The 24,774-nt window shown below is 33.1% G+C and carries 27 protein-coding genes; 14 read left to right on the top strand and 13 right to left on the bottom strand.

Features of this window, described 5'->3' with window-relative positions:
• Position 1 precedes the first annotated feature (1 nt).
• Both CLV00_RS06260 and CLV00_RS06265 read left to right on the top strand, forming a co-directional pair.
• A complete protein-coding gene (locus CLV00_RS06260) occupies positions 2-586 on the top strand; it encodes a DUF420 domain-containing protein (RefSeq protein ID WP_099714324.1) in 585 nt (194 codons plus the stop codon).
• Positions 576-866 (top strand): hypothetical protein, encoded by a 291-nt coding sequence (locus tag CLV00_RS06265; RefSeq protein ID WP_099714325.1) that lies wholly within the window; start codon positions 576-578, stop codon positions 864-866. Before CLV00_RS06260 ends, CLV00_RS06265 begins: the two co-directional genes overlap by 11 nt.
• Before the next feature lie 97 nt (positions 867-963).
• On the opposite strand, the gene CLV00_RS06270 is transcribed toward CLV00_RS06265, so the two are convergent.
• Positions 964-2,373, bottom strand: coding sequence for a DUF4403 family protein (locus tag CLV00_RS06270; RefSeq protein WP_099714326.1), 1,410 nt, complete (start codon positions 2,371-2,373; stop codon positions 964-966).
• Between the two features lie 172 nt (positions 2,374-2,545).
• Here CLV00_RS06270 and CLV00_RS06275 point away from each other — a divergent pair, with 172 nt between their 5' ends.
• From CLV00_RS06275 to tsaB, 7 genes are all read left to right on the top strand, one after another.
• Positions 2,546-3,247, top strand: coding sequence for an ABC transporter ATP-binding protein (locus CLV00_RS06275; RefSeq protein WP_099714327.1), 702 nt, complete (start codon positions 2,546-2,548; stop codon positions 3,245-3,247).
• Entirely contained in the window at positions 3,240-4,484 is a 1,245-nt protein-coding gene (locus CLV00_RS06280; RefSeq protein ID WP_099714328.1) for an ABC transporter permease, read from the top strand. The genes CLV00_RS06275 and CLV00_RS06280 overlap by 8 nt, the downstream gene beginning before the upstream one ends.
• A 2-nt stretch (positions 4,485-4,486) precedes the next feature.
• Positions 4,487-5,752 (top strand): ABC transporter permease, encoded by a 1,266-nt coding sequence (locus CLV00_RS06285; RefSeq protein ID WP_099714329.1) that lies wholly within the window; start codon positions 4,487-4,489, stop codon positions 5,750-5,752.
• Positions 5,753-5,794: 42 nt separating this feature from the next.
• The gene (locus tag CLV00_RS06290; RefSeq protein ID WP_099714330.1) at positions 5,795-6,910 is read left to right on the top strand and encodes an efflux RND transporter periplasmic adaptor subunit; all 1,116 of its coding nucleotides are present in this window, start codon (positions 5,795-5,797) and stop codon (positions 6,908-6,910) included.
• A gap of 82 nt (positions 6,911-6,992) precedes the next feature.
• Positions 6,993-8,363: a TolC family protein gene (locus CLV00_RS06295; protein WP_099714331.1), complete on the top strand. Its 1,371-nt coding sequence runs from the start codon at positions 6,993-6,995 to the stop codon at positions 8,361-8,363.
• A 6-nt stretch (positions 8,364-8,369) separates the two neighbouring features.
• Positions 8,370-9,674 (top strand): efflux RND transporter periplasmic adaptor subunit, encoded by a 1,305-nt coding sequence (locus CLV00_RS06300; protein ID WP_099714332.1) that lies wholly within the window; start codon positions 8,370-8,372, stop codon positions 9,672-9,674.
• An 83-nt stretch (positions 9,675-9,757) separates the two neighbouring features.
• Positions 9,758-10,426 carry a tRNA (adenosine(37)-N6)-threonylcarbamoyltransferase complex dimerization subunit type 1 TsaB gene (gene tsaB / locus CLV00_RS06305; protein WP_099714333.1) on the top strand — a complete coding sequence of 223 codons (669 nt, stop codon included), beginning with the start codon at positions 9,758-9,760 and terminating at the stop codon, positions 10,424-10,426.
• Positions 10,427-10,433: 7 nt separating this feature from the next.
• Here the strand turns inward: tsaB and CLV00_RS06310 are convergent, their stop codons facing one another.
• From CLV00_RS06310 to CLV00_RS06325, 4 genes are all read right to left on the bottom strand, one after another.
• Positions 10,434-11,261, bottom strand: coding sequence for a mechanosensitive ion channel family protein (locus CLV00_RS06310; RefSeq protein WP_099714334.1), 828 nt, complete (start codon positions 11,259-11,261; stop codon positions 10,434-10,436).
• Between the two features lie 81 nt (positions 11,262-11,342).
• Positions 11,343-11,852: a YtxH domain-containing protein gene (locus CLV00_RS06315; protein ID WP_199074761.1), complete on the bottom strand. Its 510-nt coding sequence runs from the start codon at positions 11,850-11,852 to the stop codon at positions 11,343-11,345.
• A gap of 320 nt (positions 11,853-12,172) precedes the next feature.
• Positions 12,173-12,373 carry a dodecin family protein gene (locus CLV00_RS06320; protein WP_099714335.1) on the bottom strand — a complete coding sequence of 67 codons (201 nt, stop codon included), beginning with the start codon at positions 12,371-12,373 and terminating at the stop codon, positions 12,173-12,175.
• Between the two features lie 121 nt (positions 12,374-12,494).
• Complete coding sequence (locus CLV00_RS06325) at positions 12,495-13,394, bottom strand: NifU family protein (RefSeq protein ID WP_099714336.1); 900 nt, start codon at positions 13,392-13,394, stop codon at positions 12,495-12,497.
• A gap of 169 nt (positions 13,395-13,563) precedes the next feature.
• Between CLV00_RS06325 and CLV00_RS06330 the strand changes: the two genes are divergently transcribed.
• Genes CLV00_RS06330 through CLV00_RS06340 form a run of 3 tightly spaced genes read left to right on the top strand, consistent with a single transcriptional unit; the run spans position 13,564 to position 15,428 of the window.
• Entirely contained in the window at positions 13,564-14,562 is a 999-nt protein-coding gene (locus CLV00_RS06330; RefSeq protein WP_099714337.1) for a type IX secretion system membrane protein PorP/SprF, read from the top strand.
• A gap of 16 nt (positions 14,563-14,578) precedes the next feature.
• Positions 14,579-15,097, top strand: coding sequence for a gamma carbonic anhydrase family protein (locus CLV00_RS06335; protein ID WP_099714338.1), 519 nt, complete (start codon positions 14,579-14,581; stop codon positions 15,095-15,097).
• A gap of 28 nt (positions 15,098-15,125) precedes the next feature.
• Positions 15,126-15,428 carry a hypothetical protein gene (locus CLV00_RS06340; RefSeq protein ID WP_099714339.1) on the top strand — a complete coding sequence of 101 codons (303 nt, stop codon included), beginning with the start codon at positions 15,126-15,128 and terminating at the stop codon, positions 15,426-15,428.
• Between the two features lie 23 nt (positions 15,429-15,451).
• Here CLV00_RS06340 and CLV00_RS06345 read toward each other — a convergent pair whose 3' ends face one another.
• Genes CLV00_RS06345 through CLV00_RS06365 form a run of 5 tightly spaced genes read right to left on the bottom strand, consistent with a single transcriptional unit; the run spans position 15,452 to position 19,529 of the window.
• A complete protein-coding gene (locus CLV00_RS06345) occupies positions 15,452-16,165 on the bottom strand; it encodes a LytTR family DNA-binding domain-containing protein (protein ID WP_099714340.1) in 714 nt (237 codons plus the stop codon).
• Positions 16,166-16,222: 57 nt separating this feature from the next.
• A complete protein-coding gene (locus tag CLV00_RS06350) occupies positions 16,223-17,308 on the bottom strand; it encodes a sensor histidine kinase (RefSeq protein WP_099714341.1) in 1,086 nt (361 codons plus the stop codon).
• Positions 17,309-17,671 (bottom strand): DUF4907 domain-containing protein, encoded by a 363-nt coding sequence (locus CLV00_RS06355; RefSeq protein ID WP_233206863.1) that lies wholly within the window; start codon positions 17,669-17,671, stop codon positions 17,309-17,311. It lies immediately after the preceding gene.
• Positions 17,658-18,665, bottom strand: coding sequence for a kelch repeat-containing protein (locus tag CLV00_RS06360; protein ID WP_099714343.1), 1,008 nt, complete (start codon positions 18,663-18,665; stop codon positions 17,658-17,660). Before CLV00_RS06360 ends, CLV00_RS06355 begins: the two co-directional genes overlap by 14 nt.
• A gap of 15 nt (positions 18,666-18,680) precedes the next feature.
• Positions 18,681-19,529 carry a DUF6268 family outer membrane beta-barrel protein gene (locus CLV00_RS06365; protein WP_099714344.1) on the bottom strand — a complete coding sequence of 283 codons (849 nt, stop codon included), beginning with the start codon at positions 19,527-19,529 and terminating at the stop codon, positions 18,681-18,683.
• A 229-nt stretch (positions 19,530-19,758) separates the two neighbouring features.
• Between CLV00_RS06365 and CLV00_RS06370 the strand changes: the two genes are divergently transcribed.
• Both CLV00_RS06370 and CLV00_RS06375 read left to right on the top strand, forming a co-directional pair.
• Positions 19,759-21,081, top strand: coding sequence for a DUF4270 family protein (locus CLV00_RS06370; RefSeq protein WP_099714345.1), 1,323 nt, complete (start codon positions 19,759-19,761; stop codon positions 21,079-21,081).
• Positions 21,082-22,317, top strand: coding sequence for an aromatic hydrocarbon degradation protein (locus tag CLV00_RS06375; protein WP_099714346.1), 1,236 nt, complete (start codon positions 21,082-21,084; stop codon positions 22,315-22,317).
• 1 nt (position 22,318) lies between these two features.
• On the opposite strand, the gene murI is transcribed toward CLV00_RS06375, so the two are convergent.
• From murI to CLV00_RS06390, 3 genes are all read right to left on the bottom strand, one after another.
• Positions 22,319-23,098: a glutamate racemase gene (gene murI / locus CLV00_RS06380; RefSeq protein ID WP_099714347.1), complete on the bottom strand. Its 780-nt coding sequence runs from the start codon at positions 23,096-23,098 to the stop codon at positions 22,319-22,321.
• A gap of 109 nt (positions 23,099-23,207) precedes the next feature.
• Positions 23,208-23,708 (bottom strand): OmpH family outer membrane protein, encoded by a 501-nt coding sequence (locus CLV00_RS06385; protein ID WP_099714348.1) that lies wholly within the window; start codon positions 23,706-23,708, stop codon positions 23,208-23,210.
• Between the two features lie 21 nt (positions 23,709-23,729).
• A complete protein-coding gene (locus CLV00_RS06390) occupies positions 23,730-24,749 on the bottom strand; it encodes an OmpH family outer membrane protein (RefSeq protein WP_099714349.1) in 1,020 nt (339 codons plus the stop codon).
• Between the last annotated feature and the right edge of the window lie 25 nt (positions 24,750-24,774).

Raw genomic sequence — 24,774 nt, forward strand, 5'->3', positions numbered from 1 at the left:
AATGGAAAATAATTCGTTAGAGCAGAGATTCAGTAAGTTCATTATTGCAGTTTCAATTTTAATACCCGTTGTGGTTGCCATACTTTTTGGGGTTAAACTAAAAGATTTTGGATATAATGTAGAGCCACTTTCATTTTTGCCACCAATCTATGCAACTACCAACGGAATCACAGCTATTATTTTAATCGCGGCTGTTGTAGCCATTAAAAACGGAAAAAGAAAACTTCATGAAAGGTTGATGACGAGTGCAATTGCCTTGTCTGTTGCTTTTCTAGTGATGTATGTGGCATATCACATGACTTCTGATTCTGCTGTATTCGGAGATTTAAATCATAACCGTTTATTGGAAGATTCTGAAAAATTAAGTATCGGATCTTTGAGAATAGTTTATTTGCTAATTTTAATTACGCACATTGTTTTGTCAATTGCTATTATTCCGATGGTTTTAATAACGTATGTTAGAGCATTGGCAGAAAATTTTGATAAGCATAAAAAAATCTCCAAAATTACTTTTCCAATCTGGTTGTATGTTGCCGTAACTGGAGTAGTTGTTTATTTAATGATTTCACCGTATTATGTATACTAACTATTTAAGTAATAAAAGTAAAGTGGTTAAAGCTTCTGGAAAAGTAAAAAGAAATGGTAAATCGTACCTTTTTTCTTTATTGTTAATTCTTGTTTTCAATCTCTTTTCGCTATCAGCAAATGCGCAATGTGCCATGTGTCGCGCCGCCTTGACCAGTAAAGAAAATACAACTAAAGCAGCGGCGGTAAATGACGGGATTGTTTATTTAATGGTAATTCCTTATCTTCTTGTTGCAGGAATTGGTTATGCTATTTATCGAATGAAAAAGAAAAAATCCTAAAAATTTCAATAGGAATATCAAAAGTCAATCTGAAAATAGTGTATTTCTGTTTAAAGGATATGGTTTACTCATTACTAAAAACTGACCACTGATCAATCTATTTCAATCCATCTACGGAAACATTTACGGTTCCTTTTACTTTTATAAAAGCAATAATAGCTTGGTTTGTCAATTGGATTTTCTGAAATTGAATCTCTTCCATTTTTCCATTTACAAAAACACCTTGCATGGGAGAGTAGTTTTTTAAATAAGTCATCATGCTTTTTTGACCTTCTTCAAGATTTGGTTTTATGGAGTAGCGACAACTTTGCTCTATTTTTCTTAAGATTAATCCTTGCGCTAACCAATTAGCAGTTCGCATTAATTTATTTTTTGTGTCCAAAGCATAATCCAATTGATCAAAATATACTTCTTTGGTTTTGTCGTTATATTGTGGAAAACCGGCTAAATAGATGGTTCCGTTTACAGAACCCAATACATCTAATGCAATTATCATTTTTCCGTTTTTGTGCCAAATAGCAACATTCTGAACTTTTACTTTCTTGGATCCTGAACCAAATTCTTGTCCGGCAAAATTCTTGGTCATTAGTTTTGATGCTTCCAGATAAGTAGAAACAGCAACAATGTTTGCCGTTATCTCCTGAGGGATTTTGGATACTGGTTTTAAAACAATTTTACTGGCATTAAATTTAGATTCCGGTTGCTTTCCTATTAATGTTTCCATGTTGCATTTCATTCCCATTTCCAATACAAAAGTGTCGTTTTTGAGTTTGGCATTGGTAGAATAAATTTCAATAGGAACAATTCGAAGCCAACTTTCATACGCATCGCTCATTTGAAAAGGAACACAAATTTTCTCTAAAGCCGCCAAAACATTTGGTTTGAAATCCATTGATTTTGCAATAGCATCATCAATTTTCTTTTCTATTTTTGATTTGAAAAGCTTTATTCCGGGATTGATAAGATAGGTTACAGGAACATTTTTTCCAAAAACGGTCATTGTCGGACTTTCATTCCAATCCAATGATTTTAATTCCGTTTTAGTATTCATTTTCCAATTGGTCAAACCTACATCACTCAGTAAAGTTACGACGCCATCAAGATTAAATTCTTTAGTGTTGTATAATTCAACGCCCATTTTCTTAGTTCCAATCCTATATTTTACGATAGCTTTCAAAGGTAAGACGGTTCTAATTTTTTGACCATTGGCTCCGTTGTCATTCTTGATTGTGATTGGTGCCAATTTCCAAATCTTCATTTCAATATCATCATCTTCAATATTGTTGTCTTCATAAATTAGCCCATTCAGGAGTGAGTTCGTTTGATTTTCTATATCCTTCAATTTTACGCTGATGGGCAAATTGATAAAGGAAGGAGTGTTCTCGTAAACCAAAGGTGTGGCATCGTCCGGTTCTGGTTTTAGAGTAGCTATTTTATTAGTTGTTGAACAGCTTGTTATCAGTACGATAGACAGGATTATAAGTAGAGCTGAAAAGTATTTATGCATTTTATTTTAGTTTGGTGAGGCAAAATTAGCAAAACAATTTTTTTTAGGATTAATGTGTAACATTTTCACAACAATTAAGTCTTATGATTAAATTCCTGATAAAGGTATTAACGTTTTCTTATTACAATTTCTTTTAGAGAAGAATTAATATTGTTTTAAAATTAACATAATTATGATTGAAATTAAAGATTTGCATAAATCCTATAAAATGGGAAATTCCGAATTACATGTATTAAAAGGAATTAATTTCAACATTAAAGAAGGGGAATTAGTGGCTATTATGGGGTCTTCTGGTTCAGGAAAATCTACACTGCTTAATATTCTTGGGATTCTTGACGAAGCGGATTCAGGGAATTATATTTTGGATAGTGTGCCTATTAAAAATCTCAACGAAACTATTGCTTCAAGATATCGTAACAAGTTTTTAGGTTTTGTTTTTCAATCTTTTAATTTGATTAATTATAAAAGTGCTTTGGATAATGTGGCGATGCCATTGTATTATCAAGGTATAAAAAGAAAAGAACGCAATGAAATTGCCATGAATTTTCTGGAGAAAGTAGGTTTGTCTTCGCATTCTCATCACTTGCCAAATGAACTTTCCGGTGGGCAAAAACAGCGTGTCGCTATTGCAAGAGCATTAGCATCAAATCCGAAAGTATTATTGGCCGATGAGCCTACAGGAGCTTTGGATACCAAAACATCTTATGAGGTTATGGAGTTGATACAAGGGATTAATGACGAGGGAAAAACCATTTTGATTGTAACACACGAGCCTGATATTGCTGCTATGTGCAAAAGAAATGTAGTTTTAAAGGATGGTTTAATCATCGATGATAAATTAGTAGAACAAGTAAGAGCATCCGCTTATGTTTAATGTAGAACGCTGGCAGGAAATTTTTGAGGCAATTGCCAAGAACAAACTGAGAACGTTTCTCACGGGAATTTCTGTGGCTTCTGGAATTTTTATATTAGTCATTCTTTTGGGTGCGGGCAAGGGACTTCAAAACGGAATTGAAAAACAGTTTGAACGTGATGCCGATGGATTAATTTCTGTGTGGTCTGGCACGACAACAAAAGGCTATAAAGGGTTGAATCCGGGTAGGCAAATTCAATTCAGAAATAGTGACTATGCTATTTCAGTTCAGAAATTCGGAGATCAATTAAACATAAAATCTGCGAATTATATTTTCTGGAACGGGGTTATGACATATGGTAAAGAAACTGGAAATTACAGATTTATTGGGGTTTATCCCGATTATGTAAATGTTGAAAATGCAACTATTGTTCAAGGAAGATTTATCAATGAAAATGATTTAAAAAATAGCGAAAAAGTAACCGTTATTGGACAAAAAGTAAAGCTGGATTTATTTAAAGAAAAAAATCCTATTGGTGAACAACTTGTGATTAATAATATCACCTTCAAAGTGGTTGGTGTTTTTACAGATCCAGCTGGAGAAAGAGAGGAGTCCAGGGTTTATTTGCCAATAACCACAACTCAGCAAGCCTTTGGCGTAGGTGATAAAATCAGTAATTTGGATTTTACGCTCACAAAAAAAGACACTTATGAGGAAGCTTTAGCGCAATCAACAAAATTTACGGAAGAGTTAGGACAATTATTGAGAAGTAAAAATATAATTGCACCGGATGATGAAAGTGCCATAGGAATTAATAATTCCATAAAAAATGCAAAACAGTTTTATGATTTAAATCTGTATATCCGATTGTTTTTTTGGTGGGTTGGAATTTGTACCATAATAGCTGGAGTCGTTGGAGTTAGTAATATTATGTTGATTATTGTAAAAGAAAGAACCAAAGAAATTGGTATTAGAAAAGCACTTGGAGCATCTCCGGTTTCTATTATTGGAATGATTTTGCACGAATCCATTTTTATTACGACAATAGCAGGATTTGTGGGGCTTTTATCAAGTTTATTATTGTTGGAATTAGTAGGTCCGCTAGTATCAAGCGATTATTTCTTGAATCCCGAAGTTGATTTTAGTATCGCTTTAACCACCTTGATATTATTAGTTGTAGCTGGCGCTTTAGCTGGATTTTTCCCTGCATACAGAGCCGCCAAAATAAAACCCATTGTAGCACTTAGAGACGAATAATTATGTTTGACAGAGATAAATGGAACGAGATTTTAGAGGCTTTAACTGCTAATACATTCAGGACGATTCTTACTGCGTTTGGTGTTTTTTGGGGGATATTTATTTTGGTAATATTACTCGCGGCAGGAAACGGATTAGAAAATGGCGTTAAAAAAGGGTTTGACGGAATTGCTACCAATACCATGTTTATGTGGTCACAAACTACTTCAAAACCGTTCAAAGGATTGCCTGCAACCAGACAATTTGACTTTAAAAACGTCGATGTTACTGCTTTGAAAGAGAATTTTCCAGATTTATTATACGTTTCACCCAGAAATCAATTGGGTGGTTTTGAAGGAGCAAATAATGTAGTCAGAGGAACAAAAACGGCAGCTTATACTATTTATGGGGATTACCCAGAGTTGATTAAGCAAGAATCGATGGATATTATAAAAGGACGTTTCGTAAATCAACAAGATATAGTATTGAAGCGTAAAGTTGCGGTTATTGGTCAGGGTGTAATAAGCGAAATGTATGAAAAAGCAGAAGAGGTTATTGGAACTTATATCAAGATTAACGGAGTGAATTTTATGGTTGTGGGTGTTTATAACTCAAAATCCAGAAATAATGGTGATGCTGAATCTGCACAAAAAAATATTTTCATGCCATTTACTACCTTTCAACAAGCGTTTAATTATGGTGATACAGTAGGATGGATGGCGCTTACAGCTAATGATGATGCTTCAATTACGGAGTTAAAACCTAAAATTTTAGACTTCATGAAATCCAGACATTCGATACATCCTCAAGATGACAGGGCGATTGGGAATTTTGATTTGTTTCAGGAGTTCAGTAAAATACAAGGCTTGTTTCTTATTCTAAGATTCATTGCTTATTTTGTAGGGACATTGGTATTGCTTTCGGGCGTAATTGGTATTTCTAATATCATGTTGATTGTTGTCAAAGAACGTACAAAAGAAATAGGAATTCGAAGAGCTTTAGGTGCAACACCGGGCGCGATTCGTTCCCAAATATTATCAGAAGCTATTTTTCTGACTATCATAGCAGGAATGTTTGGAATTGCATTGGCCACAGGATTATTAGCAGTTTTAAATATGGTTTTAGAGTCGATGCCAAGTGAAGGAATGATGTTCGCGAATCCAAGTGTAGATTTGACAGTTGTATTTATTGCTTTGTTCATACTCATTGGTTCAGGTTTATTAGCAGGATTAATTCCGGCTCAAACTGCCATAAATGTAAAACCAGTAGACGCATTAAGAACAGAATAAAGTATCAATCAAAAATTATTTAATCGATTAAACATAAGCAAAATGAAAAAAGGATTAACCATAACTATTTTAATTACAATCGCACTAGTCTTCTTTGGTGCTTTGTATTATTTGTATGCCAAGAATCAGGAATCTCCAATTGTTTTTGAAACCGATAAGGCAGAAATAAAAACGATTGTAAAAAATACCATTGCAACCGGTAATATTGTTCCAGATGAAGAGGTGCTTATCAAACCTAATATTTCAGGTATTATTGAGGCGGTTTATATTAAGGCCGGTGAAAATATCAAAGCGGGTGATTTAATTGCAAAAATTAAAGTTGTTGCCAATGTATCTAACTTGAGTAATTCTCAAAACCAGGTTCAAACCTCCAAAATTGCTTTAGACAATCAGGAGAAAGTGTTTTTGAGACAAAAAACGTTGTTTGATAAAGGCGTTATTTCGGCAAATGATTTTGATGCGGCACAATTAGCGTATAAGCAAGCCAAGCAGAATTATAGCGCATCTCGACAAGGATATGATATTGTAAAAACAGGAACAACTTCTGGATTGGGAAGCTATGCCAATACTTTGATTCGTTCTACAGTAAATGGAATGGTGTTGGATGTTCCGGTAAAAGTAGGAAACCAAGTGATTGAAAGTAATAATTTCAATGAAGGAACAACAATAGCAAGTGTTGCCGATGTTGGGCGTATGATATTCGTTGGAAAAATTGATGAATCAGAAGTAGGTAAAATAAAAGAAAAATTACCAATCGAAATTACTGTTGGTGCTATTGAAAACAAAAAATTTGATGCGGTTCTGCAATATATTGCTCCAAAAGGTAAAACAGAAAATGGAGCAATTCAATTCGAAATAAAAGCATCTTTGACCAATAGAGATGATACTTTTATCAGAGCAGGTTTAAGCGCTAATGCCTCGATTATTTTGGAAAAAGCGGATAAAGTTTTAGCAATAAAAGAATCATTGATTCAATTTGATAAAAAAACACAAAAACCATATGTAGAGATTGAAACCGGAGTACAAAAATTCACAAGAAAAGATTTAGTCTTGGGTGTCAGTGATGGGATTTATGTCGAAATCAAAAGCGGAATTAAAGCTTCGGATAAAATAAAAGTATGGAATCAAGGGCTGAAAAATGAAGAAGTGAAGCCTTAAAAATACACTCAAAAAAGAATTTTAGTTTTTAAAAAAATGTTAAATATGTGTAGTACCTTTGCTACACTTTCATTCAAAATATATGAAAAAAAATAGTTGTATCAGTTTCGTTTTTATCGTGCTGTTTGGTTTGTCCGTTCAGGGACAATCCAAAAAATGGACTCTGGAAGAATGCGTAAAGTATGCCATACAAAATAATATCTCCATCAAACAATCCGAGTTAGATACTAAAACGGCGGCCATTGATAAAAAAGGAGCGATTGGGAATTTCCTTCCATCATTGAACGCCAGTGCTTCTCATTCCTGGAATATTGGTTTGAATCAGGATATTACAACAGGACTTTTGCGTAATCAAACGACTCAGTTTACGTCTGCTGGAGCAAATGTGGGAGTGGATATTTACAAAGGTTTACAAAACCAAAACACATTGCGTAAAGCCAATCTTTCGATTGTGGCGGCGAAGTATCAGTTGCTTAAAATGCAGGAGGATGTTGCATTGAATGTTGCCAATGCTTTTTTACAGGTGCTTTTTAATAAGGAAAACTTAAAAGTGCAAAAAGAACAATTGGGAATTAATGAAAAACAATATGCACGTTCAGAAGAATTAGTTAAAGCGGGATCTATTCCACGTGGCGATTTATTGGACATAAAAGCTACTGTAGCATCAAACAATCAAAATGTTATTGCTGCTGACAATGCGTTATTGATTTCAAAATTAAGTTTAGCTCAATTATTACAGTTGAAAGACTTTGAAAATTTTGATGTTGTTGATGATACTGATGTTAAAGATGAAAATAATATTATGGCACAATCTCCAGCGGCCATTTATGATAAAGCTAAAGAAGGCAGAACAGAATTGAAAATTGCCAGAACTAATTTAGAGATTGCACAAAAAAATGTAGAAATTGCCAAAGGAGCTTTTCAGCCTACTTTACAAGGGTTTTACAGTTTTAACAGTAGGGTTTCGTATGCAGATGTTCCTGCATTTGACAGTATGGGAAATATAATTGGAACAAAAAGTCCAGCACCATTTTTTGATCAATTCAGTGATAATAAAGGACAATCTTTTGGAGCTCAGTTATCAATTCCTATCTTTAATGGATTTTCGGCAAAAAATAATGTGGAGCGTTCTAAAGTAAGTTTAGAGAGATCAAAAATTGCTGTTGAGCAACAAGATTTAGATTTACAAAGAAATGTTTTCACGGCATTTGCTGATGCAAAAGGCGCCTTGAATGCTTACGAATCTTCGGTTGTAGCACTTGAATCGAGACAAGGAGCGTATGATTATGCCAAAGAAAAATATGCAGTTGGTTTGATGAATTCTTTTGATTTTAATCAATCTCAAACCTTACTTACAAATGCACAATCAGATGTTCTTAGAACCAAATACGATTATATTTTTAAAATTAAAATATTAGAATTCTATTTTGGAATTCCACTTATCAAAAACTAATTTATCATGTCAAAGAAAACAATTTATATCCTAATAGGTGGAGCAATAGTACTTATCGCAGCGTTGATAGCACTTTCAAAATCTGGAGTTATCGGAAATAAGGACAAAGGAACTGAAGTTGAAATCGCCCAAGTTATCCCAACAACTATTGTTGAAACAGTTTCGGCAACAGGGAAAATTCAACCAGAAATTGAGGTTAAAATTTCATCTGAGGTATCAGGGGAGATTATTTCTTTAAACGTAAAAGAAGGACAAGTCGTAAAGAAAGGGGACTTATTGGTCAAAATAAATCCAGATTTGTATACTTCGGGTTACAATCGTTCGGTTTCAAATTTATCAGGAACCAGAGCAAATTTGAGTCAGGCCGATGCTTCGTTCAAGGAATCTAAATCAAGTTACGACCGAAATAAAACATTATTCGATAAAGGAATTATTTCAAAGTCGGATTGGGATAAAGCTGTTGCCTCTTATGAAGTGGCTAAAGCTGCAAAGCAAACGGCTTATTTTAATGTTCAAAGTGCTTCCGCAACTGTAAACGAAGCGAAAGACAATTTAGGACGTACTACAATCTATGCACCGGCAGATGGAACAATTTCGATGCTAAACGTAGAATTAGGAGAGCGTGTTTTAGGTACACAACAAATGACCGGAACGGAGATTTTGAGAGTGGCCAACTTGAATAATATGGAGGTTGAAGTAGATGTCAATGAAAATGATATTGTGAAAATAAAAGTAGGTGATGATGCTAATGTTGAAGTTGATGCGTATCTAAAAAAACAATTTAAAGGTGTCGTAACTAGTATTTCTAATTCAGCGAGTTCCGCTTTGACAGCAGATCAGGTGACTAATTTTAAAGTTAAAGTAAGAATCCTTAAAGAATCGTATCAAGATTTATTAGAAGGAAAACCGGATACGTATTCTCCTTTTAGACCAGGAATGACGGCAACTGTTGATATTATTACAGAAACAAAAACGAATGTGTTGTCTGTGCCGATTAGTTCCGTTGTGGTAAAATCAGATACGACAGCTGTAAAAGAAATTAAAGTAGAAGATCCTAATGAAGAGCAAAAAGGAGCTGCGCCAAAAAGTGATAAGAAATTTGAATGCGTATTTGTAAAAGTGGGTGATAAAGCTAAAATTAGAATCATCAAAACTGGAATTCAAGACGATACAAATATTGAGGTTTTAACAGGTCTTAAAAAAGGAGATGTTGTTATAACCGGACCTTATAGTACCGTTTCGAAGGACTTAAATTCTGGAGATAAGGTAACGCTAAAAACGGATAAGGATAAAGCAGAAAGCAAGAAATAAAATAATACACTAATATTTTAAAAATCACAATCATGGAATATATTTCATGATTGTGATTTTCAAGTTAAAATAAAATCTGAAAATTGGAATACATTCTCAACATCGAAACCGCTACAAAAAACTGTTCTGTTGCTCTTGCAAAAGGCGGAAAAACTATTGTATGCAAAGAAATTGCCGAAGAAGGATATTCTCATGCAGAACGACTTCATGTTTTTATAGAAGAAGTTATAAAGGAGGCGGGAATTACGCTCAATGATTTATCTGCCATCGCAGTGAGTCATGGTCCAGGTTCTTATACCGGATTGCGAATAGGAGTTTCAGCAGCCAAAGGACTTTGTTACGCACTGGATATTCCATTAATTGCCGTAGATACTTTGCAGGCTTTGGCGTCACAAGTGACCATTTCCAGAGGATTAATTATCCCTATGATTGATGCTCGAAGAATGGAAGTGTACAGCGCTGTTTTTGCTCCAAATTACGAGCGAAAAAGAGAAGTTCTTGCCGAAATAATTACAGAGAACTCATTTGAGGATTTGGAGGAAACACTTTATTTTGTTGGTGATTGTGCTGAAAAATGCAAGTCGGTTTTGACTAAAGAAAATTATATTTTCCTTGACGAAATTGTATATCCTTCTGCCAAAGAAATGAGTGCGATAAGTTTTGAAAAATTCAAAAAAAGCGACACTGTAGATGTCGCCTATTTTGAACCGTATTATTTGAAAGACTTTATGATTACGACTTCAAAGAAGTAATTTTTGATTAAGAATTATCTGGGGATGATTCTCTTACATAAGGTTGTATAACTATTCCGGCAGTATCAAATGCTAGTTTGCAGCTTTCTAAAGTTTCAGAGAAAACGACACCATAATCTTCATTATTTGCCCATGGTCTCACCGCAAGCTGAATGGCATTGTCGGTTAAGTTTTTTACAGAAACTTCGGCAGCAGGAGTTTGAAGTACCTTTGGATTGTTTTTTAAAATGGCAGTGATTATTTCTTTCACTTTTTTAATATCCGTATCATAGGAAATAGCGATGGTCAAATCGGCTCTTCTGATTTTTTGCAAAGAATAATTGATAATATTTCCATTTGATAAAGCTCCATTCGGCACAAAAATAGTTTGATTATTAGCTGTAATTAGTTTGGTTACAAATATTTGTATTTCACTCACGGTTCCAATTACTCCTTGTGCTTCAATGGTATCATGTACCTTGAAAGGTTTGAAGAGAATAATCAACATACCACCAGCAAAATTTGATAACGAACCTTGAAGTGATAAACCTACTGCAAGTCCCATTGCACCTAAAATGGCAACAAATGACGAAGTTTCTATTCCTAGATTTGAAATGAAAGTCACAAACAAGAGTACTCTCAAAACCCAAAGTAAAATATCGGCAAGGAACTTTGTCAAAGTAGGATCTAAATCTCTTTTTATCATTAGTTTTCTAATGAATCTATTGATAAGCCGAATGGCGTAAAGACCAATAAATAAAATGACAAAGGCAGAAATAATTTTTGGCGAATAATCAACCAGTACAGTGATAAATGTATTGGCATAATCAGTTAACTGATTTGGATTTAAGTTCATTTTTTATCTAATAAAAAACCTTCCCAAAAGAGAAGGTTAAGTTTGAAGTGCAAAAATACAAATAAATTATTTTTTTATAAATTAATCTGCGTCTTCTTCTATTTTATTTATAGTTTCTTTAGCTTTTTCAGTGGCGTCTGCATCACCGTCATTTGCTAATTCACTTGCTTTTTCAGAAACAGTTTCGACAGCATCAGTAGCTATAGTTTTAGTTTCACTTGCTATTTCTTCAACTTTTTCTGTTGCTATAGCCGTTTTTTCTTTTACGGATTCTACTGCTTTCTCAGAATGTTCAGTCACAGTTTCTTTTGCATGACCAGCAAAATCTTCTACTTTATCTATAATTGGAGCTGCAGTTTCTTTTACTTTTTCAAATGTTTCTTCAACAAAAGTTTCGGCTTTTTCAAGGTAAGGAGTTGCAGTTTCTTTTGCTTTTTCAAATGTTTCTTCTGCAAATGTTTCTGCTTTTTCTAGGTATGGTGCAGCAGTTTCTTTTGCTTGCTCAAAAGTAGTTTCGGCTTTATCAGCTAATTCGCTGGCAGTTTCTTTGGCTGAGCCAAATAAATTTTTAAAAAATGAAGATAGTCCCATGGTATTTTTATTTGATTAGTCTTACAATATTAAACAATTTTTTCTAGGATTACTTTATTAAACCATTAATAATTTGCTGAAAATCAGTATTTGGCATCAACTGTGTCCACTTTTGGCAAACATAAAACAAGGTTTGTGTATTTGGCGTACAAATAAAAAAGGAAGACTTGATGTTTTTTGGTTCCAGCCGTACCATCCAGTTTGAAAATACAAATGAATATCTGATGCTAGAAAGTATTGCAACAAATAACTGTAATAACCGCTAAAAATAAAAAAAGCGTTCGCCACGGCGAACGCTTAAATGAATCGGTCAAATTAATCTATTCGAGTTCGAAAGTTAATTTTAGGTTTACTCTATATTCTGTGATTTCACCTCCACTTACGGCTGCACTTTGGTCTTTAATGTACACAGAACGTATGTGGTTTATGGTTTTAGCTGCCTTAGCAACTCCTTTTCGAGCTGCATCTTCCCAACTTATATCTGAACTGGAAAGCACTTCAATTACTTTTAATACTGACATAATTTCTATTTGTTAAGTTAAAGATTAAATGTACCTATTTTATTTAAAATTTCAATTTAAAAAGGCAATTATTTTAATGTAACTATAACATTGTCAATTAAATATGTATTTTTTTTTTTATTTATGCGTTTACAGCTTCCACTTTAATTCCCTCGTCGTTCAGCATACTTTTCAGCATGTTTTCGATACCGCTTTTTAGAGTAAATGTTGATGACGGGCAACCGCTGCAAGCTCCTTGAAGGATTACTTTTACGGTCTTATCAGTTTCATTATACGAATCGAATGCAATATTTCCACCGTCAGCTTGTACGGCCGGTTTTACATATTCCTCTAATATGTTGATGATTTGTTGTGAAGTCACATCCAGATTATCAAACTCTTTAGCTTTAGTATCTTCTTCAGCTGTTACTGCTTGAATGAAATTTTCATCTAGGACTGTTCCGCCATTTTCAATATATTGCTTGATGAAGCTTCTTAATTCCAATGTTATTTCCTGCCATTCATTGATTTCATATTTAGTTACCGAGATGTAGTTTTCATCAATGAAAATCTCTTTTACATAAGGAAATTTAAAAAGCTCTTTTGCTAATGGTGATGCACCTGTTTGATCGATGTTTTTGAATTCAATAGCATTCTTAGTCAACATTTTGCTCACTACAAACTTCAATGCTGCTGGATTTGGAGTGGTTTCTCCATAAACGGTCACAGGCTGTTTTTTGGTTTTGTTTTCGTCAATAGTAATGATTGTTCCGCCATTGTTTACAAATGTCTCCATTTGTTCCGCTACGGCATCCTTAACATCGTCCCATTCAACAATACTATATTTTTCGATTGCTATAAAATTTCCTGAGATGTAAATTGTTTTTACAAACGGAAGATAAAATAATTGTTGCGCTAGTGGAGACGTTTTAGCTTCATCAATGTTTTTGAATTCAAAACTTTCATTTTGAGTTATAAAATCTTGAAATTCAAACTTTAATATAGTTGGGTTTTGTGTTTCTTTTATGCTAACTTTGTTCATGACTTTTAAATTTTTACAAATTTAGTAAAGTTATTTTCTACGAATAACTATATTTGAGTTTTTAATGAATAAATTAACTTTAGTTTAATTTTTAGATAAGCTGTTTGTCCTTGTTTCCATAAAACTTTTATTGATTTAGAATTATTCATTCTTATTAAAAAGTAATTAAATGTATAATAAAATTAAATTTTTATCTGCTCTTTTTTTTATATCCTTTTATTCCTTTTCGCAGGAAGGAATCCCTGTTTATTCAGATTATCTTTCAGACAATTATTACTTAATTCATCCTTCAATGGCCGGTGCGTCAAATTGTGCCAAAATTAGGTTAACAGGACGTAAGCAATGGTTTGATCAGCAAGACGCTCCAGAGCTTCAAACATTAAGTTTTAATGGAAGAGTAGGGGAAAAAGCAGGTGCCGGAATTATACTTTTTAATGATAAAAACGGATATCATTCTCAAAAAGGAGTCAAATTTACCTATGCCTATCACTTGATGTTTTCAAGAAATGAAATTGATTTGAACCAATTGTCTTTTGGAATCAGTGCAGGATTAATTCAAAGTCAATTAGACGAAACGGAGTTCATGCAATCTGGTGATTTTGATCCAATTATTGATGGAACTGTCGTGCAAAAAGATTCTTATTTTAATGTAGATATCGGAGCATCATACAACTACTTGGATTTTTACGCTCATGCTACGGTAAAAAATGCTATAGAAACCAGAAGAGATATTTACACTGAATATGAAAGTGATAATTTAAGAAAGTACTTGTTGAGTGCCGGTTATATATTTGGTGACAGAGATAAAATATTATGGGAACCTTCTATTTTATTCCAAATGGTAGACCAAACGAAAGAAAAATCCATTGATATTAACTTTAAAGCCTATAAGACGTTAGATTTTGGAAAGCTTTGGGGTGGATTATCCTATAGAAGAAGTTTTGATGGTGCAGAATATATGAATGGAAATTCTATTTCGAAACAAAAGCTCCAATATATTACTCCAATAGTTGGTGTTAACTTTGATAAATTTATGTTTGCCTACACGTATTCTCAATTAACGGGTGCGGTTAAATTCGATAATGGTGGTTATCACCAAATTACTTTAGGAATCGATTTGTTCTGCAAACCTGTGAAATACGATTGCAACTGCCCAGCAATAAATTAATATTTATCCTTTTTTCATGCTAATTAAATCTGTTAACGGTAAGTCACCTTCAATTCCTGAGGATTGTTATGTTGCCGAAAATGCCACCATTGTAGGCGATGTTTCTTTTGGAGAAAATTGTAGTGTTTGGTTTAACGCCGTAATTAGAGGAGATGTAAATTTCATCAAAATTGGCAATAAAGTAAACATACAAGATGGTGCAGTTATTCATTGTACCTATAAAAAACATCCAACAATTATAGGAAATAACGTTTCCATTGGTCATAATGCCATTGTGCACGGTTGTACAGTTCACGATAATGTGCTTATAGGAATGGGAGCAATTGTTATGGATAATTGTGTAATCGAAAGTAATTCTATTGTGGCTGCCGGTGCGGTTATTACCCAAAATACAGTTGTAGCATCTGGTACAATTTGGGCAGGAGTTCCTGCTAAAAAAGTGAAAGATATTGACCAATCTGATTTTGCTGGCGAAATCGAACGTATTTCGAATAATTATGTGATGTATTCGAGTTGGTTTAAAGACGAAGAGTAATCTATTTCACTTTTCAATAATTAAAAGAATGGGCAAGAAAAAAGACAAAGCTTCACACATATTAAATACTTCGGCAACGCTACTTGGAATTTGTTTTATAGTTCTTACCTCAATCCATTTAAATGATATTAAAGAAACTACTATAGTTGATCAACTCATTGCAGTATCAATTGTTATGTTTATGATCAGTAGTATTCTTTCTTTTTTATCGATGCGAAATACTAAAAAGCCTAGTGAGAAAATGGAAAATACTGCAGATATAATTTTTCTGACTGGACTTTTCTCTTTGCTTATTATCACAATGTTGATTACCCTGAATATTATTAAATAATGGTTTCTAATGAATTCAAGAAACTATAAATTAATTTTCTCAAAGAAAGAATTCTTGTAGCTTTCACTAATCGGGATTCTTTTTTCGGCAATGAGTACTTTGTTTTTCTGGATTGATTTCACGTGTTTTATATTGATGATATACGATCTGTGAATCCTCGCAAATCCTTTGGATGAAAGCAAATTCTCCAGTTTTATAAGGCTGATTAATGTTAATGTAAACTTATTATCAGTGGTGTATATTTTGACATAATCTTTCAATCCTTCGATAAATAAAATATCCGAAAAATTCAATTTTACATTTTCATATTCAGCTCTTACAAACATAAAATCCTGTTCGATTTCTGGGGTAGAAATGGGATTGTTATTTGCAGGTAAAATTTGTGGATTGAAAATTTGTTGTGCCCGTAAAACGGATTTTAAAAACCGATGAAACGGAATGGGTTTCACTAAATAATCGACTGCGCCAAGATTAAATCCTTCAACAGCATAATTAGAATACGCTGTCGTAAATATGATTAACGGCTTTTTTTCTATGGCATTAATAAAATCAATTCCTGAAAAATGAGGCATTTCTATATCTAAAAAAATCAAATCAACATTAGACTGATTGATTATCGAAATGGCATCAATGGCGTTTGTAAATGTGTTTACCAGTTCAAGAGAATCTACTTTGCTCACAAATTCTTTAAGCAAATCAACCGCTAATGGTTCGTCATCTATAATTACACATTTCATCTTTTCTGTTTTTTATTTAAAATTTGGAACAACTAAAATTAATATCAAGATTCCTAATTAAAAAGAAGTTTGAATCTGGTCTAGTTTTAAATTTAAATGAACACTGTAATTACTGTCGGTTTCAATGATAGTGAGCTGGTGTGCATTAGGATAAAGGAGATTCAGACGACTTTCAATATTGGTCATTCCTATTCCTGAATTTTCCGGATCTTTTCGGTGATTTTCGATTTTGTTTTCTACCCAAAAATCTAAAATATTTTCTTCAATTGTTATTTTAATTTTTACAAAAGCTGCTCCTTTATAATCAGTACCATATTTGAAAGCATTTTCAATAAATGAAATTAAAAGCAACGGCTCAATGTATTTGTTTTTTGTCTCGCCATGAATGTTAATGGTGATGTTTTCAATATTATTCAAGCGTAGTTTTTGCAGCTCAAGATAGTTTTTAATGTAATTGATTTCTTTTTCTAAAAACACCGATTTATTATCGGTTTCATACAACATATACCGCATCATTTCTGATAAAGTTACAATTGCATCCGGAACTAAATCAGATTTTTTATAGGCTAATGAATAAATGCTATTCAAGGAATTAAATAAAAAATGGGGATTGGTCTGTTTTCTTAGATAATTTAATTCTGTTGAAGTTCTGTGCGTTTCGGCAATTAACTTGTTTTGCTGATTGTTGTATAACTCAGACAAAGTTTTAATAATGGTACTAATTGTAATGATTAATATATAGAAAAAAGAAGGCACAATTTTAAAAAAAAACGGTTGTTTCCTTTTGAAATTCGGGTTTAATAAAATCTCTTTCCCGGATGAATTAATCATTCTGAAAGGCCTCATGTTTTGGAATTCGGGCATAAAGAAATTAAACCGAACAATCATAAAAAGGGTTATTAATGCAATTACAATCGTGAAATATTGCCAGTATTTCTTTTGCAATAGCAATAAAGGGACTAAGTATAAATAATTCAGATAAAATAGTAGGATTCCCGTAATCCATTGGACATAGAAATCAATACCAATACTAAAAGGACTTTCGTAAAACTGAATTAGTGAGGCAACAATGAAGAAACACCAAATCATACTATGAAAAAGTATTTGGTTTAAATTGTTATTTTTAATTCCTTCTATGTTCATCTAGATTTTTACAGCTAATAAAAATAAATCTTTTTTTGTTACCGTAGGCGATAAATCGTCTTTCAATTTTTGTAATACTAAGTTTCCAACTTTCAGCGCTTCTTCTTCCGTTCTGAAGCTTTTGTTTTCGCTGATAACAGGAATTATTGTTTGTTTTATTATAATTTTCTCATTGTTAGTTATGCAATAACCCCAGCCTGTAGTCGTTTTTAAAGATTGTACGTTTAAGTTTTCACTTTTGTTACAAGAAATAAATAGGAACAAACCCAATAGAAAAAGTACTTTGTTTTTTGTGTTTACTAAAGAAAAATTCTTCTGGATTGTAGCCCAGAAGAATGTATTGGTTGTATTAATTGTCATCATCGTTTTGTTCTTCTAAAGGTTTAAATTCCCATGAATCATCAAAATAAGAGGTTCCGGTTCTTCCCAGCATCACAAATCCTCGTTGGTTAATAGAGAAACCTATTGCATCTGTTCTGGCTGATCCTTCAAGCGGAGTTCTTTCTAACCAAACATCAGTTGTTGGATTGTATTCCCAAATCGATTTTGAGCTTTCTCCACAGGCAACATATCCTAATCCATTCATAGAAAAACTGGTCGCATTAGAACGCAAAATTACATAGTCATCATTGTAATCATAATCGTCATCAGTGTCTTGGTCAATATCTCGTTTTCTTGTCCATACATCAGTTGCCGGATCAAACATCCAAAAATCGACTTGGTAAGCTCCGTTATTTATTCCTGTTCCAAAATAAGCTTTATCGTCAATTACAAAAACAGTTGCATTTCGTCTTTTATTTCCGCTAAAACCATTTGCCAATGACCAAGAATCTGTAGTTGGGTCGTATTGATAAAAGTCTTTCAGATAATTCCCATCATAACCGGTTCCAAAATACGCTTTACCACCCACTTGAAATCCTACAGCCGAATAGCGCGCTGTTCCTGCAAAATCAGATTTTTGCATCCAAGTATTGCTACTGGGGTCATATTCATAAAAATCCTTTAATTTATTAGTACCATCATAACCAAGACCTATGTAGCCTTTTTCGTTTAACTCAAATCCCGAAGCTGAACTTCTGGCAACTCCAATAAAATCAGCTTTTTGCTCCCAATAATCGCCTGTCGAATTGTAAGCCCAAAGATCTTTTAAATATTCATCTCCGGTATATCCGGTAGTCACAAAGGCGTAAGTGCCAATTACAAAACTCGTGGCGCTTGATCTGGCAGGTCCGTCAAAGGAGGATTTTTTAATCCAGTTTCCAATCAAATCGTCGGAGTCATCATCATTACTGCAGCCCGTAAATACCAAACTTGCAAAAAGTGTAGTGAACAATATTCCTTTTTTAAAACTATTCATAATTTAGTGTATTTATTAATGTTTGTATTTTATTCCAATGTTAAAAATGTAACCGTTAGTGCTGTTAAAATCAAGTTTTGAGTCGCCAGTGTTATTGGTTAGATTGTATTTTTTGTTAAATTCATAGCCTCCTTTTAAACTTACAAACCAGTTTGAATCCATATTTCTTTCATATTCCAATGCCGAAGTCATTTGTGAAAAACTCACTTTTGAAGCTGCATTCAAATGGTCAAGAACTTCAGGTTTGTCTAGGTTATAAAAATTCCCATTGAAACTATTTGTCAAACTGAAACTATTTCGTGTGTTATTTGAATACGAGAAAGTGGAGTTTGGAAAGCCAACTTCAACAAATGCATTAGGGCTGATTTGATGATAAAAAGAAAAAGTAGGCAGTATTTCCGGTTTGCCAAAAAGCGTCATCCTTTTTACTCCAATGCTGATTGCATTTGAACGATTGAAAGAATGAGTCATTTCTATACCACCTAAAAGTGATACATCAGAAAGTCCAATATTACTCTCGAAATTAACTGTTGGATTGATTTCTAAATTCAGTTTTGTAGCACCGTTTAGTTGATGAGATAGTTTAAAATCATTTTCGAAACCGTTAAACTGATTCAGACTATTTTGTAAATCATAATTTTCTAATGAATAATCGACTCCAATATTTTTGTACTTGAAGGTGTTGGTTATTTTATTTTTCGAATCAATATTTTTAAAAAAAGTTACTCCAATTCCAGTTTCATGTATTGTAATTTTCTCAGTTGGTTGTGTTTTTATATTTAACTCTAAGGAATATCCGCTTTGGGCCGATGCATTAAGAATTGGAATCATAAACAACAGATTTGCTAAAGTCTTTATTCTCATAATTTTTTTATTGATTCAAAAGTAGATACGTTATCCAATTAAAAAAAAGAAGATATATGTACCGCCCAAATTCATAGACTAACTGGGCATTTGTAAGGTCGAATGAATTATTACCTACAGTATCTTAATTGTAGACTAGAATCGCCATTTTATAGACACAAAACTTCTGGTGGTATATGTTATTATGCGGTATAAAGTGGTCTCCTATATATTTGTTCAAAAAACATTTATGTATAAGGTATTGTTGTTGCTGGTTTTTGGACTTATAATAACTTCGTGTAATTCTGATGTTGATGCTGGAGAATTTGTTGTTGGTTCTGATTATTTATCGGTTAGTAATAAAGTGATATTGATTGATACTGTAACTGTTGATGTTGCTACCATTAATTTTGATTCATTAGTGACCTCCAGTCAGAGCAGGATTTTGGTAGGGAATTATGACGATCCTGTTTTTGGAAAAGTAAAATCAGACAGTTATTTTCAACTTTCGGCGTCTGATTACGCGCTGTATAATGAAAGTTCTGATACTGATGCTCCAAATTATGTTTTCGACTCTATTAAAATGGTTTTAAAAGAAGATAAGTATTTCTACGGAGACACAACAAAAGTGCAATCTCTTAGCATTCACAGATTGACACAAAAGGTTAAACCAAACTCAGAAGATGATAGTTTTTACAATAATTCCAGCTTAAGTTATGATGCTCAAAGTCTCGGTAGCATTTCATTTAAACCAAAACCCAATAGTAAGGACTCCGTGGTTGTGAAACTGAATAATGAATTTGGGAATGCTCTTTTTCTAAAATTAAAAAAACTTGAAATATCAAATTTTGATGAGTTTACAGAATATCTCAAAGGATTTGTCATTAAGTCAACATCGGGAACTTCTTCTAGCATTGTCGGTTTCAATATGTCTAGCGTACTACGGTTGTATTATTCAAAATACCAGGGCGATTCAGAAACTTCATTGATTAAAAACTTCTCTATTTTGGATGTCTCCAAGCAATTTAATAATATCACTTTGGATAGAACTGGAACACAAATTCAGGATTTACCTGTTTCATCCAGTAAGCTGTCCAGTTTACTAACGGGGAATAAAGCTTTCATTCAATCAGGGACAGGACTTGCTTGCCGAGTAGATTTTCCTAACATAAAGCAATTGAAATACCTCTCTGAAAAAGGGGCAATTGTAGATGCTGAATTAATCATAAAACCAGTAAATAATACTTATTCAGTTGCTTATCCTTTAATGGATTCTTTGCGTGTTTTTGTAGGGGATAAATTAAATAGAATCAAAGGAACGCTAAATGCCGTAGATGGATCGGCTGTTTATGGACTCTTGAATGCTACAAGTGATGAATTCAATGAGAATATTGGGTATAAAATTTCGATTGGTGCTTTTTTACAAGCTGAAATGCTAAAGGAATCAGACGCTAGATCTTCCTTAATTCTCACATTACCCAGTATTTCAAAAGCAGTTAACAGACTGGTTTTAGGTGATCAGAAAAATGCCAATAACAAAATTCAATTGAAAATTTATTATATTTCTTATTAGATGAAAAATAAAATAGCATTCTTAGGTTTGTTTCTTTTTATAACAACAGTTTCGTTTTCACAAAGTATTTCCAGTTCCCCATATTCTTTGTATGGTTTAGGAAGTTTATATGATTCAGATTTTGGTTCGATTCCTGGAATAGGTTCTTCGGGTATTGCTCTGCCTTCAAATCGATTTATCAACAATTTAAATCCAGCTTCTTTAGGATTCATGTATCAAAACCACTTTTTGTTTGACATAGGAGGGAAAGCTATCTTGTCGAGTTACGAAAACAATTCAAAAAAAGAAAGTCGGAATAACCTTCAATTTTCACATATTGCATTTGCTTTTCCAGTATCGCCAAAATCAGCTTTTAGTTTGGCGCTGAAGCCTTATTCGAGCTCTACATTTAAAATATCTAATTTATCATTGCCAATTCAGGACAGCCAGGAAAACTATACTTTGAATGCTACCGGAACAGGTGGATTGAATGATTTTGATGTTTCCTATGGCTATAGAATTGGTAAAAAAATAGCATTAGGGCTTTCTACTTCTATTCTTTTTGGAAATACCACAGATGATAGAGATTATAGTATTGCTAATTCGGTAACAAATATTTATAAAAAGACAAATTATAATGGCGTCAGGGCATCTCTGGGAGGTCAGTTCAAAGTTGATTCTACATTTACTTTGGGAATGAATTTGAAATCACCCACAAAAATAAATGCAACTAAAGTACAATCTGTAACTTCAGTTTTTAATTCAGGATCTTTGGCTATTGAGTCAGAGGTTGCATCGGATACGGATGATTACTATATGCCATTAGAGATGGGAGTGGGTTTAAGCAAGGTTTTTAAGAATAACTTAAATCTGACACTTGATTACGGAAAAGGGTTGTGGAATAGCACCAATCAATCTGATTTGTACGGAAATTTTGTAAACCAAGATAAGTTCGCATTGGGGTTTTCTTACAGTAAGCCAAAGAATATAAGAAGCTATTCTGATAGGATTCAATATTCAACGGGATTCAATTATGATACGGGTTACCTCGAAGTTGATAATAAGAGAATTAATGCTATGTCATTTTCGGTTGGAGTTTCACTTCCCATTGAAAATACGTTTTCAGCACTGAATATCAGCTATTCCTTCGGGCAAAAGGGTAGAATCAGTGATGGACTAATCAAAGAAAATTATCATAAATTGTCTCTTAATTTAAGTTTAGACGGTATTTGGTTTGTCAAAAGAAAATTTGAGTAGCTTAAAACGCTATTTCTTCAACAAGATATTTATTTTCCAAAATTTCAGTCAAAACTTTGGGATTTGTATTCGTGTAAAAAACCGGTTCACTGTTTTCTGCGGATGAAAAACCTACTTTGTCACGTAATATATTTCGTGTTTGTTTTGCTACAGCTTCGCCAGAATCTATAATTTGAATGTGTTCCGGAAGAATTTTTTTGATTTGAGGAATCAGATAAGGATAATGACTGCAACCTAATACTAAATAATCAATATTGGCTTCAATCATTGGAGTCAGGTAAGAGTGAAGCAGTTCAGTCATCTCTGGTGAATCGATATCTCCGTTTTCTATTAGCTGCACTAATCCGTGACCTACTTGCTCAATTATTTTTGTGTCTTGGTATTTCTCTGTAGTTTTGTTGAACAGTTCACTGTTCAAGGTTCCTTGAGTAGCAAGGATTCCTATTATTTGTGTTTTAGAATGCGTAACCGCGGGTTTTATAGCAGGTTCAATACCTATAATAGGAACGTCATATTTTGCTCTTAATTCTTGAATGGCATTAGTGGTTGCGGTATTACAAGCTACAACAATTAATTTGCAGTTCATCTCCAGTAGGAAATCAGTATTTTTCATACTCAATGCAATAATCTCTTGTTTAGATTTTTGTCCATAAGGGGCATTTTTACTGTCTGCCAGATATATAGTTTTTTCATTGGGCAGTAATTGATGGATTGCTTTCCAAATGGAAGTTCCGCCAATCCCTGAGTCAAAAATTCCTATTGGTTGATTATTGCTGTTCATAAAAACAAAGTTACATGCTGGAATTTGAATTTCCTAAAATTTATTTTAAACAAAAAAACTGCTCAAGCCTATGATAAGGTGAGCAGTTTTATGCGAGTATCTATTTTTTTTAGAAACCTAAATCTTTTTTTACATCAATAGTCAAGTTTGGACCATCAGCAAGCAAAAGACTAGAACCATCAAGAACATATTGGAATCCTTTAGCTTTTCCTACTTTTTGAATAGAAGCTCTTACTTTTTCCATTAATGGTTTTACGATATCAGATTCTTTTTGTTGCAATTCTTTTTGAGCATTGTCTCTAAAGTCAACAATTCTTTTTTGCATATCTTGAACTTCTTTAGAACGCTCAGTATTTACAGCTTCAGTAACTGTAGCAGCTTCAGCTTCGTATTTTTTCAATTTTGCTTGGTATTCTTCAACCATTTTTTTGTAGTCAGCATCATACGTAGTACTCAATTTATCCAATTGTTTTTGAGCATCTAGCATTGCTGGCATTTTTGTCATAATCTCACTTACATCAACATGAGCAGTTTTTGCTTGTGCATTAATTGTTTGGCTTGCTCCTAAAATAAAAATTGCAGCAATAAATAGAGTTTTAATTTGTTTCATCGTTTTTAAAATATTTAATAATTAATTTTTGTTTGTATTTTCTTTTAATTTTTCTTCTTTAGCTTTTCTAATTGCCTCTCTGTCTTCCAGTATTTTTTTTCTTTTCTCGTCTAATGCTTTCTTGCGATCCTCTAAAACTTTCTTACGATCTTCTAATGTTTTCGCTTTTGCGGCCGCTTGTTTTACTTTGGCATCTTCAACTGCTAGCTTCGTACTGTCTTTAGCAGCATCATTACTTGAGGCTGTTGCTGTGCCATCTATTTTAACATTTGCAGAAACCGTGCCATTTTTTTTAGCCTCTCTGTCAGCAGCAATTTGTTTTCTTTTATCGTCAAATTCTTTTTTCTTTTGCTCCTGAAGCAATTTTCTATCAGCGATTACTTTATCTCTTATTGCTTTTTTATCATCCAAGAGTTTTTGTCTATCTGCCAACGCTGGATTTTCATCCAATGCATCTTCTTTATTTTCTTTAGCCTCTTCTTCTTTCTGTTGTTTTTTAGTCAACTCTTCTCTTTTTTCTGTCCTGTTCAATGTGCGTAAAATTTGATCGCTGATATCAAATCTTTTCGCTGCAAATAACATGGTCAAGTCAGAAGTTTTGTCAAAGATAAAATCATATTTTAATCTTTCTGCAATATCTTGAACAGCAGTAAAAACTTGATCTTGTATTGGTTTTACCAAAACAGATTTTTGTATCATCAAATCTCCGTTGGCACCAAATCTTTTTTGTTGGTAATCCAGATTTTCATTTTCAAGAAAATTAATTTCTGTTTCTCTTTCATCAATTAACTCTTTCGTCAATAAAGCTCTTTCTGCTTTTAAGGCATCCTTCAATTTATTGATTTCAATTTTCTTAGTATCAATCTCCAGTTTCCATTTTTCAGCCTTTTGCTCTAATTGAGCTTTTGCTTCAGTGTAATCGGGTACATTTTGTAAAATGTATTCCATATCAATGTAGCCTAGCTTAGTCCCTCTGGTTTGCGCATCAGCTGTTTGTACAACAACTAGCACTAAAAATAGATATAAAAATTGTTTTCTCATAACGTTACTGTATTAGAAAATTTAA

The sequence above is a fragment of the Flavobacterium sp. 11 genome (genome assembly GCF_002754315.1).
Classification (GTDB): Bacteria; Bacteroidota; Bacteroidia; order Flavobacteriales; family Flavobacteriaceae; genus Flavobacterium; species Flavobacterium algoritolerans.

Coding starts and splice junctions, on each gene's coding strand:
- CLV00_RS06260 (WP_099714324.1), top strand. CDS start 2: ATGGAAAATAATTCGTTAGAGCAGAGATTCAGTAAGTTCATTATTGCA.
- CLV00_RS06265 (WP_099714325.1), top strand. CDS start 576: ATGTATACTAACTATTTAAGTAATAAAAGTAAAGTGGTTAAAGCTTCT.
- CLV00_RS06270 (WP_099714326.1), bottom strand. CDS start 2,373: ATGCATAAATACTTTTCAGCTCTACTTATAATCCTGTCTATCGTACTG.
- CLV00_RS06275 (WP_099714327.1), top strand. CDS start 2,546: ATGATTGAAATTAAAGATTTGCATAAATCCTATAAAATGGGAAATTCC.
- CLV00_RS06280 (WP_099714328.1), top strand. CDS start 3,240: ATGTTTAATGTAGAACGCTGGCAGGAAATTTTTGAGGCAATTGCCAAG.
- CLV00_RS06285 (WP_099714329.1), top strand. CDS start 4,487: ATGTTTGACAGAGATAAATGGAACGAGATTTTAGAGGCTTTAACTGCT.
- CLV00_RS06290 (WP_099714330.1), top strand. CDS start 5,795: ATGAAAAAAGGATTAACCATAACTATTTTAATTACAATCGCACTAGTC.
- CLV00_RS06295 (WP_099714331.1), top strand. CDS start 6,993: ATGAAAAAAAATAGTTGTATCAGTTTCGTTTTTATCGTGCTGTTTGGT.
- CLV00_RS06300 (WP_099714332.1), top strand. CDS start 8,370: ATGTCAAAGAAAACAATTTATATCCTAATAGGTGGAGCAATAGTACTT.
- CLV00_RS06310 (WP_099714334.1), bottom strand. CDS start 11,261: ATGAACTTAAATCCAAATCAGTTAACTGATTATGCCAATACATTTATC.
- CLV00_RS06315 (WP_199074761.1), bottom strand. CDS start 11,852: ATGGGACTATCTTCATTTTTTAAAAATTTATTTGGCTCAGCCAAAGAA.
- CLV00_RS06320 (WP_099714335.1), bottom strand. CDS start 12,373: ATGTCAGTATTAAAAGTAATTGAAGTGCTTTCCAGTTCAGATATAAGT.
- CLV00_RS06325 (WP_099714336.1), bottom strand. CDS start 13,394: ATGAACAAAGTTAGCATAAAAGAAACACAAAACCCAACTATATTAAAG.
- CLV00_RS06330 (WP_099714337.1), top strand. CDS start 13,564: ATGTATAATAAAATTAAATTTTTATCTGCTCTTTTTTTTATATCCTTT.
- CLV00_RS06335 (WP_099714338.1), top strand. CDS start 14,579: ATGCTAATTAAATCTGTTAACGGTAAGTCACCTTCAATTCCTGAGGAT.
- CLV00_RS06340 (WP_099714339.1), top strand. CDS start 15,126: ATGGGCAAGAAAAAAGACAAAGCTTCACACATATTAAATACTTCGGCA.
- CLV00_RS06345 (WP_099714340.1), bottom strand. CDS start 16,165: ATGAAATGTGTAATTATAGATGACGAACCATTAGCGGTTGATTTGCTT.
- CLV00_RS06350 (WP_099714341.1), bottom strand. CDS start 17,308: ATGAACATAGAAGGAATTAAAAATAACAATTTAAACCAAATACTTTTT.
- CLV00_RS06355 (WP_233206863.1), bottom strand. CDS start 17,671: ATGATGACAATTAATACAACCAATACATTCTTCTGGGCTACAATCCAG.
- CLV00_RS06360 (WP_099714343.1), bottom strand. CDS start 18,665: ATGAATAGTTTTAAAAAAGGAATATTGTTCACTACACTTTTTGCAAGT.
- CLV00_RS06365 (WP_099714344.1), bottom strand. CDS start 19,529: ATGAGAATAAAGACTTTAGCAAATCTGTTGTTTATGATTCCAATTCTT.
- CLV00_RS06370 (WP_099714345.1), top strand. CDS start 19,759: ATGTATAAGGTATTGTTGTTGCTGGTTTTTGGACTTATAATAACTTCG.
- CLV00_RS06375 (WP_099714346.1), top strand. CDS start 21,082: ATGAAAAATAAAATAGCATTCTTAGGTTTGTTTCTTTTTATAACAACA.
- murI (WP_099714347.1), bottom strand. CDS start 23,098: ATGAACAGCAATAATCAACCAATAGGAATTTTTGACTCAGGGATTGGC.
- CLV00_RS06385 (WP_099714348.1), bottom strand. CDS start 23,708: ATGAAACAAATTAAAACTCTATTTATTGCTGCAATTTTTATTTTAGGA.
- CLV00_RS06390 (WP_099714349.1), bottom strand. CDS start 24,749: ATGAGAAAACAATTTTTATATCTATTTTTAGTGCTAGTTGTTGTACAA.